We start from the raw sequence: 12,452 nt of genomic DNA, 5'->3' as shown, positions 1-12,452 counted from the left end.
CCCGCGGCCGATAGCATCGGGGAAGCGTCAAGACGCGCTTTCCCATTCTTCATAGGTGATCCGATATGACCCAAAGCATTTCCGCCCGCGTTGCCGAACTTGGCCTGGTCCTGGAAGCGGCCGCCGCGCCGGCCGCCAACTACGTGCCCTTCGTCCAGGAAGGCAACCTGCTCTATATCTCTGGCCAGATCTCGCGCAAGGACGGCAAGGCGGCCTATCTGGGCCAATTGGGCCATCAGGTGTCGGACGCCGACGGCGTCGAGGCGGCGCGGGCCAGCGCATTGGGCATCCTGTCGCAGATTGCCGCCGCCACGGGCGACCGTTTGGATCGCGTGGCGCGCGTCGTCAAGCTGGGCGTGTTTGTTGCCAGCGCGCCCGACTTCAACCGCCAGAGCGCCATCGCCAATGGCGCTTCGGACTTGATGGTCGAGGTGTTCGGCGACGCGGGACGCCATGCCCGCAGCGCCGTCGGCGTCGCCGCGTTGCCGCAAGGCGTGTCGGTGGAAGTCGAGGCCGTGATCGCGCTGACCCCGGCCTGATGCCGGCCGACTGAAAGCCACAACAGGAACCGCCATGACCGCCCCCCTGACCCCGAGCGCCGTCCAGGCGCTGCGCGCCCTCACGCCCGGCGCGCAAAGCACGGTGCACTTCAATCACGCCGGCGCATCGCTGCCGTCAGAAGCCACGCTGCTGGCCATTCATGCGCATCTGAAGCGCGAAGCGGCGCAGGGGCCGATGGAAGCGGGCGTGGCGGCGCGCGATCTCATCGAAGCAGCCCGCACGCTGGCCGCGCAGCTGTTCAATGCGCAGATCGAGGAGATCGCGCTGACAGGCGGCAACTCGCCGGGTTGGGGAGCCGCGTTTGCGGCCCTGCCGGCGTGGCGGCCCGGTGATCGCATTCTGGTCGGCCGCCACGAATGGGGCGGCAACCTGGCCGCCATGCGCCTGATTGCGCAGCGCGCGGGCGCGACGCTGGAAACGATCCCGTCGGACGACAGCGGCTGCGTGGATGCAGAGGCGCTGGAAGCCATGCTGGACGACCGGGTTCGGCTGATCGCGCTGACCTGGTTGCCCGCCAACGGCGGCCTCATCAACCCCGCCGCCGCCATCGGACGCGTGGCGCGCAAGCATGGCATTCCGTACTTTGTGGACGGCGCGCAGGCGGTGGGTCAGTTTTCCATCGACGTGCGCGAGGTCGGCTGCGACGTGCTGAGCGGCGCCGGCCGCAAGGCCTTGCGCGGACCGCGCGGCACGGGGTTGCTGTACGTGCGGCGCGACTTCCTGGATCGGCTCACGCCCGCCTTCGTGGACACGCATTCCGCGCCGCTGGGCACTGACGGCGAGCCCATGCTCCGCGCCGACGCCGCACGCCTGGAATCCGCGGAGAACTCGCTGGCGCTGCGCTGCGGCCTTGCCAATGCCCTGCGCGAAGCACTGGATGTGGGCCTGGACACGATCCGGGCGACCATCGACGCCAACGCCCAGGCGCTGCGCGCCGAACTGGCGGCCATTCCCGGCGTGTCGGTGCTGGACCAGGGCCGCGACAAATCCGGGCTGGTCGCCTTCAACCTCGCCGGACACGACGCGACCGACGTGCAACGCGCGCTGGCCGCGCAGGGCATCACCATCGGCAGCAACGGCGTGCCCTACACCCCGCTGGACATGCAGGCCCGCGGCCTGGACCGGGTCGCACGCGCATCGGTGAGCTATCTGACGAGCGGCAACGAGATCGACCGGCTGCTGGAAGCCCTGCGCAAGCTGGCCTCATAACGGGTGCTGGATCGAGCCGCCCGCGTACGACTGCGCGGCGGCGCCTCCGGCCCGCATTACGCGATCCTGCCCGCCACGCCCGCCCGCTTCGAAAACGGCGACCATTTCGTGAACACGAGCAGATTGCCCAGCATCACCAGCGCCAGGCCGGCGAACGCGTAGGGCGTCCAGCGGTAGCCTTCGACGACGGTCGATATGCTCAGCGCCACGACCGGAAACAGCACCGTGCAGTAGGCGGCCCGCGCCGGCCCCATGCGGCCGACCAGCGTCAGATAGGCGGTAAAACCCACGACCGACCCCAGCACGGCCAGATAGAGCAACGCGCCCACATAGGCCGGCGAGGAATCGAAGCCGAACGGCAGTCCGGCAACCACGCATCCCGCCAGAAGAATCGCCGCGCCATAAAGCATGCTGTACGCATTGCCCGTCAGCGGCCGGATGCCGGCGCGCTGCTGCAGGGACGACAGCATGTTGCCCGTGGAAAAGCAGAGCGTGCCGAGCAGCGCAAAGCCCAGCCCCAGCAGCGTCTCGTGACTGGCCTCCTGGCCCGCCAGTTCCGGCCAGAACAGCAGCACCAGGCCGCAGAATCCCAGCGCGCCGGCCACCATGATGCGCGGCGAGATGCGGGTGCCGAACCAGATCCGCGCGTTCAGCGCGTTCCACAGCGTGGCAGCCGAAAACACGACCGACACCAGGCCGCTCGGAATCCATTGCGTGGCCGAATAGAAGCACAGGAAGTTCAGGCAGAACAGGCACAGGCCCTGACCCACGCACAGCCAGTGGCCGCGCCGGTCCAGCTTCTGCAGCTTGCGCATCGCCAGCAGCGTCACGAACAGCAGCAGCCCCGCCAGCGCGAAACGGTAGAAGATCGACACGGGAATGGCCACCACGCCAAGCTGCAGCTTGATGGCGATCCAGGTGGTGCCCCAGATCAGGACGGTGAGCAGATACAGGAAAAGATTCATGATGCGAGGGGCGCGGTAAAGCAGCCCTGAGAGCCGATTCGGACACCGGCGGCCACCTGGCGCACCGTGCATCCAGTGTGCGCCCCCGAGCCACGCCGCAATTGCCGTTTCTTGCGCTTTTGTCCGGATCGGGCGCGTCACGCGCGCGCGAACGCAGTAGCATTCCTTCCCATGGGCAACACCGCTACGGCCCCGGCCGATTTCTCCGTATTCCGCACGCTGTCGCGCTCGACCGCGACGCTGCAGCGCGCCACGTCGCTGGGCGAGGGCATGGCGATCTCGCAGTGGTCGCGCACCGCCCGCGAAACGCTGGGCTACGAAACGCCCGGCCACCACACGCTGTCGCTGTACCTGCACGGCGGCGACCGGTCGTTTCGCGTGGGCCAGGACTCGCTGCATGGCGGTGCGGGCAAATTCTGCGTGCTGCCCGCCGAGCACCATTCCCGCTGGAGCATGAACGACAACGTGCGCTTCCTGCACCTGTACATCGCTCCGCAGCGGCTGGCGCGCGAAGCCGTCATGCGGCTGGACTGCGAACCGCGCACCCTCGAACTGCGCGACCGCACTTACATCCAGGACGACTCGCTGATCGACGTCTGCCGCCGCCTGCTGGGCGCGGACTGGAACGAACCCGCCGACCGGCTGGCCGCCAGCAGCGCGGCCGAGACCGTGCTGCACCATCTGCTGATGCAGGGCGTAGCGCGCAAGACGCCGCAGCCCGCGCGCGGCGGCCTGGCGCCGGGCGTGCGCCGCCGCGTGATGGACTACGTGGACGCGCATCTGGCCGATCCGCTGACGCTCGACGAGCTGGCTGGCGTCGCCGCGCTGTCCACGTATCACTTCGCCCGCATGTTCCACGCCTCATTCGGCGAGCCGCCCCACGGTTGGGTACGGGGCAGGCGTCTGGCCCGCGCCCAACACCTGCTGGCGGCCGGCAAGGGCGACCTCGCCAGCATTGCGCAGGCCTGCGGCTTTGGCAGCGCCAGCCACCTGGCCCGCGTCTTCCGGGACGCCATCGGCGTCACGCCGGGCCAGTACCGCAGTGCGCACGCCCGTCACTGACACCGCCCATCCGGCATCATGCCGGCCGCAGCGCGCGGTCTACAATGGCGCATCGCCCTAGCGGCTCACCCGCCCCCCTCCCGCCTGCTCCGACGCGATGCCGCTTCCGACCTCTCGCGATACTTCCCCCCTCATCGACAGCGCCGGTCAGCGCCCCTTGCGCGCGCACTGGCTGGCCGAACTCATCCGGTTGCGCGAAACGCACTGGGGGCCGCTCGAAGACGCGCAGGCGGTGCGCCAGGTGCGCCAACTCGATGCCGACCTGCCGTCGCGCATCCTGGCCCGCGCCGCGCTGCTGGCGCAACGCGAAAACCTCAATCCCCTCGTCGACGCCTGGCGCCGCAGCGCCACGGCCATGCTGGCCGCCCTGTTTGTGCTGGCGCTGGTTTCCGGCGCCGCGGCTGCCATGGGCGCGCTGGGCGATGGCACGCGGCCCGTCAACGTGCTGTGGGCTGTGGGTGCCCTGCTGGGGCTGCATGCGCTGACCTTTCTGCTGTGGCTGGCAAGCTTTCTGCTGCGGCCCGGGGCCGTAACCGGCTTTGGGCGGCTTTGGTTATGGGCAACGCGCAAGCTGGCGCGCGGACCCGATGGCGCGTTGGTGCCGCAGGCCTTCCTGAATCTGCTGTCACGCGCCGGCGCCTTGCGCGGCCTGTTCGGCAGCATCAGCCATCTGCTGTGGCTGACCGCGCTGTGCGCCGCGCTCGCGACGCTGCTGGCCGTGCTGTCCACCGCCAGCTACCGCTTCATCTGGGCCACCACGCTGCTCGCGCCCGACACCTTCGTCTGGCTGACGCAGGTCATCGGCTGGCTGCCCGCGCATCTGGGCTTTCCCATGCCCGACGCCGAAACGATCCGCGCCAGCGACGGCACGCAGGTCCTGCCGGCCGGCGCGCAGGCGCAATGGTCGCTCTGGCTGATCGGTGTGCTCGTGGTCTACGGCATCGTGCCGCGCCTGATCGCAGGCGCGCTGTGCGTCGCCGCCACGCTGCGCGCGCTGCGTCGCGTGCGCATCGATCCCGCGCTGGCAGGTTTCTCCCCCCTGCGCGACCGGCTTGAACCGCCCGCGCTGTCCACCGGCATCGACCGCCCCGTCGATCCGCTGCACGAACCGCGGGTGCGTGCGCAGGCGCTGGACGGCCTGGGCGGGCAGCCCGTGCTGCTGGCGCTGGAACTGCCTGCGGACCTGACGTGGCCGCCCGCGGATGTGCCCAGCACCATCCGCCAGGCCGGCAACCTGGATACGCGCGAAGAACGCAACCGCGTGCTCGATGCGCTGGCCCAATCGGCGGCCTCGCGTCTTTTGATTGCCTGCGACGCACGCCAGACGCCCGACCGGGGCACGCTGTCGCTGGTGGCGGACCTGTCGGCCCACGCGGGACAGACGCGTGTCTGGCTGATCACGCCGCGCGCCGGCGACGACACGTCTGCCGAAATCCGCGCCGGCCTCTGGCGCGATCGCCTGCTGGCGCTGGGCCTGCCGCCAGACGCCATCCTGCAGGCGCCCGTCGCACCGCTCGCGTGGCTGGAGTCCGGTCATGGCTGACCCGCTCATCAAGATCGCGCTCGTCGGTCACACCAACACCGGCAAGACGTCGCTCTTGCGCACGCTGACCCGCGACACGACGTTTGGTGAAGTGGCCGACCGCCCCGGCACCACGCGTCACGTCGAAGGCGCGCGCCTGCGCCTGGACGGGCGGCCCGTGCTGGAATGGTTTGACACGCCCGGCATGGAAGACAGCATCGCCTTGCTGGAATACCTGGAACGGCTGGACCGCCCCGGCGAAAGGCTGGACGGCCCGGCGCGCATCCGCCGTTTCCTGGACACGCCCGAAGCGCACGGCCGCTACGAACAGGAGGCGCGCGTCCTGACCAAGATGCTCGATTGCGATGCCGCGCTGTACGTCATCGACGCCCGCGATCCGGTGCTGGGCAAGCATCGCGATGAACTCGCCATCCTGGCCGCGTGCGGCCGGCCCCTGCTGCCGGTCCTCAACTTCGTCAACGCACCCGCGCACCGCGCCGACGAATGGCGCGATGCCATGGCACGACTGGGCCTGCACGCCGTGGTGGAGTTCGACACCGTCGCGCCGCCGCTCGACGGCGAACAGCAGTTGTACGCCAAGCTCGGCGTGCTGTTGGATCGCCACGCGGGCGCGCTGGCGCGGCTGTCGGACAGCCTTGCCGCCCAGCGCCGCGAGCGCCACGCCGCCGCCTACGATCTTGTCGCGGACCTGCTCATTGACGTGGCTGCGTTGCACCTGTCGAGCCCAAGCGATGAAGCCGCGCTGGCCGCCGCGTCCAGCCAGCTACGCGATCAGGTGCGCCAGCGCGAACAGACCTGCGTCAACGCGCTGCTCGCGCTGTACAACTTCCGCGCCACCGATTACACCGACGACGCGTTGCCCCTGCAGGGCGAACGCTGGGGCATGGATCTCTTTCATCCGCAGGCGCTCAAGGACATGGGCGTGCAGGTCGGCATGGGCGCGGCCGCAGGCGCCATGGCCGGCGCCGCCGTGGACCTGATGAGCGCGGGCCTGAGCCTGGGCACCGGCATGCTGATCGGCGCGGCCGCGGGCGGCTTGTGGCAAGGCGTCGAAAAGCTGGGCAAGCGGGTCGCGGGCAAGCTGCGCGGCTATCGCGAGATCAGCGTCGACGATGCCGTGCTGCGCCTGCTCGCCTTGCGCCAACGGCAGCTGATCGAGGCGCTGGAGCGCCGTGGCCACGCGGCCCGCGATCCATTGCGCCTGGACCTTCCCGCCGATGATGCATGGCGCAAGGGCCCGTTGCCCGACGCGTTGAAGGAAGCGCGCAGCCGGCCCGAATGGTCGGCCCTGGGTAAACACTATGAAGACAGCGACCGCCGCAAGCGCATGCTGCACGAATTGGCGAAAACCCTAGCAACCACGCCGCTCCCGGCCGAATGACCGGCGGCCCGCGTGCCCCGCAGGACGCACCATTCACGGCATCCGGCAAGCGCGTGATAACCCCAACCCAAAGCAATTGACGCTTAAACGAATGCGTCGATAAGATTCGATCTGCATCGGCGCGGGTCCGTCCCCGTCATGCCAATCACAAGGGGTCGGTCTATCGTGAAGTCGAAGTCCTGCGCAGTGATTACCGGCATCGCCAACCACGGCCTGCGCGCAGTTCGCGCCGCGCGCCGCCCGGCCCCCATCCTTCCATCGTCGTAAGCAGCAACGCCATGCCCCGGATCCCCTTGGGGCCGGGGCTCTGTCACTTCTGTCGCGCGATCCGCGCACCACACGGAGCATGAGGGCTATGCGTACTTTTCCCCACTTCAAGCAGGCGGCGCTGGCCGCTGCCGTGGCCGCCTCGCTGGCCTTCAGCGCCGGCGCAGCCGCCAAAACGCTGCACTGGTCGTATCAGGGCGACGCCACGTCGATGGATCCGATGGCCCTGAACGAGACCTTCACGCTGGGTTTCCAGGGCAACATCTACGAAACGCTGGCCGGCTACGACGGCAATCTGAAACTCACGCCGCTGCTCGCGGAAAGCTGGGAGAACCCCGAGCCCACCAAATGGGTCTTCAAGCTGCGCAAGGATGTGAAGTTCCATGACGGTTCGCCGTTCACCGCCGACGATGTGATCTTCTCGTGGAAGCGCAGCCTGACGCCCGGCTCGGACATGAAGGGCTACGGCGCCAAGGCCAGCGACATCAAGAAGGTGGACGACTACACCATCGAAGTCACCACGCCCACGCCCAACCCCATCCTGCCGCGCGAATGGGTGTTCCTGTACATCATGAGCAAGAACTGGGCGGAAAAGAACAAGACCACCGAGGCCACCAACGTCAAGGGCGACAACCAGGGCAACTACGCCAACCTGCACGCCAACGGCACCGGCCCGTTCATGCTGACCGAGCGCCAGCCCGACGTGAAGACGGTGCTCAAGCGCTACGGCGGCTACTGGAACAAGAACATCAAGACCAACATCGACGAAGTCGTCTTCCAGCCGATCACGCAGGAAGCCACGCGCGTGGCCGCGCTGATCTCGGGCGAGATGGACGTCGTGCAGCCCGTGCCGGTGCAGGACTGGAAGCGCCTGGAAGACGCCAAGGGCGTCAAGCCGCTGACCGCGCCCGAAGCCCGCGCCATCTTCATCGGCATGGACCAGGACCGCGACGAGCTGCTGTTCTCAGACGTGAAGGGCAAGAACCCGTTCAAGGATGTGCGCGTGCGCGAGGCCGTCGTGCTGGCCGTGGACACCAAGGCCATCAACGAGAAGATCATGCGCGGCGCGGCCAAGCCGCTGGGCTCGCTGATCGCCACGTCCATCAACGGCTACGACGAATCGTTCGGCGCGCCGTACAAGCCGGATCCCGAACGCGCCAAGAAGCTCCTGGCCGAAGCCGGGTATCCCAAGGGCTTCACCGTGACGATGGACTGCCCGAACGACCGCTACGTCAACGACGAAAAGGTCTGCCAGGCCGTGGCCGGCATGCTGGCGCGCGTGGGCATCAAGATCAACCTGCTGGCGCAGACCAAGTCCAAGTACTTCGGCAAGATCCTGCTGCAGGCCGGCAACCAGACCAGCATGTACATGCTGGGTTGGACGCCCAGCTCCACCGACGCGCACAACACGCTGCTGAACCTGACCTCGTGCCGCGACGCCAAAACGGCCGCCGGCCAGTTCAACCTGGGCGGCTACTGCAACAAGAAAGTGGACGAACTGACCAACAAGATCGGCGTCGAAACCGATCAGGCCAAGCGCAACGCGATGATCAAGGAAGCCTTCGGCATCGTGCGCAGCGACTTCGGCTACCTGCCGCTGCACCAGCAGCCCATGTCGTGGGGCGTGAAGGAAAACGTCACCGTCACCCAGCGCGCCGACGACGTGCTGGACCTGCGCGACGTCGTGCTGCCGTAAGCAGCGCGTGATGCAACCCCGGGCGGCACGCGCCGCCCGGACGCGCCCGGCCCAGCCCCCATTCCCGCATCGTGCGCGGAACGCGGCCCGGCGCCGTCCGAACCAGAGGGCTTCCTGACATGCTTTCCTTTATTGCGCAGCGGCTGTTTCAGTCGGTGCTCGTGATGTTGACGGTGGCGCTGATCGCGTTCTCCATGTTCCGCTACGTGGGCGATCCGGTCGCCAGCATGGTGGGGCAGGACACGACGCCCGAACAGCGCGCCCAGTTGCGCGAACAGCTCGGCCTGGACGACCCCTTCGTCGTGCAGTACGCCCACTTCGTCATCAACGCGGTGCAGGGCGACTTCGGCATGTCGTACCGGCACCGCCGCCCGGTCAGCGACCTGCTCGAAGAGCGCATGCCGGCCACACTGGAACTGTCGTTCGTGTCCGCCGTCATGGCGCTAACGCTCGGCATTCCCATGGGCATCTACACCGCGCTCAAGCGCCACGGTGTGCTGTCCAAGGCCTTCATGGCGATTTCGCTGGCGGGCATCTCGCTGCCCACGTTCCTGATCGGCATCCTGCTCATTCTGTTCTTCGGCGTACAGCTGCGATGGCTGCCCAGCTTCGGGCGCGGCGATGTCGTCAGCCTGGGATGGTGGACAACGGGCTTTCTTACCAAATCCGGATGGCTGGCGCTCATCATGCCCGCCATCACGCTGGCGCTCTTTCAGATGACGCTCATCATGCGTTTGGTGCGCGCTGAGATGCTGGAAGTGCTGCGTGCCGACTTCATCAAATTTGCTCGGGCGCGTGGGTTGCCAGAGCGGCTGATCAATTTCCGGCACGCACTCAAGAACACGATGGTGCCCGTCATCACGATCACGGGGCTGCAGCTCGGTTCCATCATCGCCTTCGCCATCATCACCGAGACGGTGTTTCAGTGGCCGGGCATGGGTCTCCTGTTCATCCAGGCCATCAGCATGGTGGACATTCCGGTCATGGCCGCGTATCTGGTTTTGATCGCCTTCATGTTCGTGGTGATCAACCTGGTCGTTGACTTGCTGTACTTCGCCGTGGACCCGCGTCTGCGCGTGCAGAGCAAATAAAGGAATAACGCATGATTGCTCGCATCGCTCCCTTCTTCACGCGCGCCGCCGACAGCGACCTGTGGCACAGCTTCAAACGCTCGCCCGGCGCGATCATCGCCGCGGTCGTCACGCTGGTCATCGTGCTGGGCGCGCTGTTCGCGCCGCTCGTGGCGCCGCACAATCCATTCGATCTCGCGTCCTTGAGCATCATGGACGCCAACACGCCGCCGGCTTGGGAAGAAGGCGGCAGCCCCGACTTTCTGCTGGGCACGGACGACCAGGGCCGCGACATCCTGTCGGCGGTGATGTATGGATCCCGTGTATCGCTGTTGGTCGGCTTTGCCTCGGTGCTGTTCTCGATGGTGCTGGGCGTGACGCTCGGACTCATCAGCGGCTACGCGGGCGGGCGTGTCGACAGCTTCATCATGCGCATCGCCGACGTGCAACTCTCGTTCCCGGCGATCCTGGTTGCGCTGCTGATCGACGGCGTGGCGCGCGGTTTGTTGCCGCGCGACATGCACGACCAGCTTGCGCTCTACGTGCTGATCTTTGCCATCGGGATCTCCGGCTGGGTACAGTACGCCCGCACGGTGCGCGGCTCGACGCTGGTCGAGCGCAACAAGGAATACGTGCAGGCGGCCAAGCTGATCGGCATCGGTCCCATCACCATCCTGCGCCGCCACATCCTGCCTAACGTCATGGGGCCGGTGCTGGTCATCGCCACCATTCATCTGGCAATCGCCATCATCACCGAGGCCACGCTGTCGTTCCTGGGCGTGGGCGTGCCGCCCACCGCGCCGTCGCTGGGCACGCTGATCCGCATCGGCAACAGCTATCTGTTCTCGGGCATGTGGTGGATCTCGATCTTCCCCGGCATCGCGCTGGTGGCGCTGGTGCTGTCAGTCAACCTGCTGGGCGACTGGCTGCGCGACGCGCTCAACCCCAAGCTGCGCTGAGGACGCCATGGCCCTGCTCAACATTGATGACATCCGAATCGAATTCCCCAGCCGCCGCGGCACGCTGGTGGCAGTGGACGGCGTTTCCCTGTCGCTGGAAAAAGGCGAGATCCTGGGCGTGGTGGGCGAATCCGGTGCGGGCAAGTCCACCATCGGCAACGCGGTCATTGGCCTGCTTGAAGCGCCGGGACGGCTGGCCGGCGGATCGGTGCTGCTGAACGGCGAACGCATCGACACGCTGACGCCCGCACAGAAACGCAAAGTGCGCGGCCGACGCATCGGCATGATCTTCCAGGATCCGTTGACCTCGCTCGACCCGCTGCAGACCGTCGAAAGCCAGCTGGTGGAAACGATGCTGGTGCATCTGGACCTGACGCACGACGCCGCGAAGAAGCGCGCCGTGCAGCTGCTGGCGCAGGTCGGCATCGACCAGCCTGAGCTGCGCGTGCAGCAGTATCCCCACCAGTTCTCCGGCGGCATGCGGCAACGCGTGGTGATTGCGCTGGCGCTGTGCTGCGAGCCTGAAGTCATCATCGCCGACGAACCCACCACCGCGCTCGACGTTTCTATCCAGGCGCAGATCCTGGATCTGCTCAAGAAACTGTGCCGCGAAGAACAGGTCGGCATGATCATCATCACGCACGACATGGGCGTGATCGCGGATGTGACGGACCGCGTGGCGGTGCTGTATCGCGGCAAGCTGGTCGAGCAGGGCCCCACGGCCAAGATTCTTGGCGACCCCGACCACGCCTACACGCGCAGCCTGATCTCGGCCGTGCCGCGTCCGGACATCAAGCTCAAGCGCTTTCCGCTGGTGACCTATATCGAATCCGTGCGCACGCCTGCGCAGCCGCTGGACCTGGCCACGCACTGGCTGGGCCAGCGCCGCGACTTCGGCAAGCGAACGGAAGGCCCGCTGGTGCAGGTGCGCGACCTGTCCATGCGCTTTGTGCTCAAGAGCGCCTTCTTCAAGCGCAACCAGCGCACGCTGGACGCGGTCAAGCGCGTGAATCTGTCCATCGGCGAAGGCGAGGTCTTCGGTCTGGTCGGCGAATCCGGCTCGGGCAAGTCGACCGTTGCGCGGCTGATATCCGGGCTGTACACGCCCAGCGAGGGCTCGGTCACGTTCGGCGGCACCGATCTCACGGCGCTCAAGGGCGAGAAGGAACTCAACCCGTTCCGGCGGCAGATCCAGATGATCTTCCAGGATCCGTTCTCGTCGCTGAACCCGCGCATGCGCGTGCTGGACATCGTGGCCGAGCCCATCCGCTTCCACAAGCTTGCCGCCAGCGAAGCCGAGACGCGCCGCATCGTGGCCGACCTGCTGGACGTGGTGGGCCTCGCGGACCGCGCCGCGGAACGCTTTCCGCACGAGTTCTCCGGCGGTCAGCGGCAGCGCATCTGCATCGCACGGGCGCTGGCCACGCGGCCGCGTTTTCTGATCTGCGACGAGCCCACGTCGGCGCTGGACGTCTCCATCCAGGCACAGATCCTGAACCTGCTGAAAGACCTGCAGGAAGAGCTTGGCCTGACCATGCTGTTCATCAGCCACGACCTGCCGGTGATCCGGCAGATGTGCGATCGCGTCGGCGTGATGCGCCACGGCGAACTGCTGGAAGTCGCTGAGACCGAAACCTTGTTCGAACACCCGCAGCATCCCTACAGCCAACATCTGCTCGGTTTGATGCCTCGTCTGCAATCCATGTCCCGCGAAGGGCTGGACGTGGTGGGTTGAGACC

The 12,452-nt window shown here is 67.3% G+C and carries 10 protein-coding genes; 9 read left to right on the top strand and 1 reads right to left on the bottom strand.

The features are described from left to right. Window positions 1–65 precede the first annotated feature (65 nt). Both AC6CIE_RS13615 and AC6CIE_RS13610 read left to right on the top strand, forming a co-directional pair. A complete protein-coding gene (locus AC6CIE_RS13615; RefSeq protein ID WP_175137053.1) occupies window positions 66–539 on the top strand; it encodes a RidA family protein in 474 nt (157 codons plus the stop codon). A 34-nt stretch (window positions 540–573) separates the two neighbouring features. Beyond that, the gene (locus tag AC6CIE_RS13610; protein WP_498092455.1) at window positions 574–1,770 is read left to right on the top strand and encodes an aminotransferase class V-fold PLP-dependent enzyme; all 1,197 of its coding nucleotides are present in this window, start codon (window positions 574–576) and stop codon (window positions 1,768–1,770) included. A gap of 56 nt (window positions 1,771–1,826) precedes the next feature. Here the strand turns inward: AC6CIE_RS13610 and AC6CIE_RS13605 are convergent, their stop codons facing one another. After that, window positions 1,827–2,735, bottom strand: coding sequence for a DMT family transporter (locus tag AC6CIE_RS13605; protein WP_175185557.1), 909 nt, complete (start codon window positions 2,733–2,735; stop codon window positions 1,827–1,829). A 171-nt stretch (window positions 2,736–2,906) separates the two neighbouring features. On the opposite strand from AC6CIE_RS13605, the gene AC6CIE_RS13600 reads away from it, so the two are divergent. The 7 genes from AC6CIE_RS13600 (at window position 2,907) to AC6CIE_RS13570 (ending at window position 12,448) form a co-directional block, all read left to right on the top strand. Further along, a complete protein-coding gene (locus AC6CIE_RS13600; protein ID WP_495602444.1) occupies window positions 2,907–3,797 on the top strand; it encodes a helix-turn-helix domain-containing protein in 891 nt (296 codons plus the stop codon). 97 nt (window positions 3,798–3,894) lie between these two features. Then, complete coding sequence (locus AC6CIE_RS13595; RefSeq protein ID WP_498092453.1) at window positions 3,895–5,340, top strand: DUF2868 domain-containing protein; 1,446 nt, start codon at window positions 3,895–3,897, stop codon at window positions 5,338–5,340. Further along, on the top strand, window positions 5,333–6,721 hold the full coding sequence (locus AC6CIE_RS13590) for a GTPase/DUF3482 domain-containing protein (protein ID WP_498092451.1): 1,389 nt from the start codon (window positions 5,333–5,335) through the stop codon (window positions 6,719–6,721). The genes AC6CIE_RS13595 and AC6CIE_RS13590 overlap by 8 nt, the downstream gene beginning before the upstream one ends. Window positions 6,722–7,076: 355 nt before the next feature. Continuing rightward, the gene (locus tag AC6CIE_RS13585; protein WP_175123932.1) at window positions 7,077–8,684 is read left to right on the top strand and encodes an ABC transporter substrate-binding protein; all 1,608 of its coding nucleotides are present in this window, start codon (window positions 7,077–7,079) and stop codon (window positions 8,682–8,684) included. A 119-nt stretch (window positions 8,685–8,803) separates the two neighbouring features. Next, window positions 8,804–9,775 carry an ABC transporter permease gene (locus AC6CIE_RS13580; RefSeq protein ID WP_498092449.1) on the top strand — a complete coding sequence of 324 codons (972 nt, stop codon included), beginning with the start codon at window positions 8,804–8,806 and terminating at the stop codon, window positions 9,773–9,775. Between the two features lie 11 nt (window positions 9,776–9,786). Next, window positions 9,787–10,713 carry an ABC transporter permease gene (locus AC6CIE_RS13575; protein WP_175137046.1) on the top strand — a complete coding sequence of 309 codons (927 nt, stop codon included), beginning with the start codon at window positions 9,787–9,789 and terminating at the stop codon, window positions 10,711–10,713. Window positions 10,714–10,720: 7 nt separating this feature from the next. Next, window positions 10,721–12,448, top strand: a complete 1,728-nt coding sequence (locus AC6CIE_RS13570) for a dipeptide ABC transporter ATP-binding protein (RefSeq protein WP_191576257.1) — start codon at window positions 10,721–10,723, stop codon at window positions 12,446–12,448. Window positions 12,449–12,452 lie beyond the last annotated feature (4 nt).

The organism is Achromobacter sp. GQ309, from assembly GCF_059759315.1.
This window is presented reverse-complemented; position numbering and strand designations above follow the sequence as displayed.

Bases quoted from the DNA above. Each gene is read 5' to 3' on its own strand.
- AC6CIE_RS13610 (WP_498092455.1), top strand. From the start codon at position 574: ATGACCGCCCCCCTGACCCCGAGCGCCGTCCAGGCGCTGCGCGCCCTC.
- AC6CIE_RS13570 (WP_191576257.1), top strand. From the start codon at position 10,721: ATGGCCCTGCTCAACATTGATGACATCCGAATCGAATTCCCCAGCCGC.
- AC6CIE_RS13575 (WP_175137046.1), top strand. From the start codon at position 9,787: ATGATTGCTCGCATCGCTCCCTTCTTCACGCGCGCCGCCGACAGCGAC.
- AC6CIE_RS13585 (WP_175123932.1), top strand. From the start codon at position 7,077: ATGCGTACTTTTCCCCACTTCAAGCAGGCGGCGCTGGCCGCTGCCGTG.
- AC6CIE_RS13595 (WP_498092453.1), top strand. From the start codon at position 3,895: ATGCCGCTTCCGACCTCTCGCGATACTTCCCCCCTCATCGACAGCGCC.
- AC6CIE_RS13580 (WP_498092449.1), top strand. From the start codon at position 8,804: ATGCTTTCCTTTATTGCGCAGCGGCTGTTTCAGTCGGTGCTCGTGATG.
- AC6CIE_RS13590 (WP_498092451.1), top strand. From the start codon at position 5,333: ATGGCTGACCCGCTCATCAAGATCGCGCTCGTCGGTCACACCAACACC.
- AC6CIE_RS13605 (WP_175185557.1), bottom strand. From the start codon at position 2,735: ATGAATCTTTTCCTGTATCTGCTCACCGTCCTGATCTGGGGCACCACC.
- AC6CIE_RS13615 (WP_175137053.1), top strand. From the start codon at position 66: ATGACCCAAAGCATTTCCGCCCGCGTTGCCGAACTTGGCCTGGTCCTG.
- AC6CIE_RS13600 (WP_495602444.1), top strand. From the start codon at position 2,907: ATGGGCAACACCGCTACGGCCCCGGCCGATTTCTCCGTATTCCGCACG.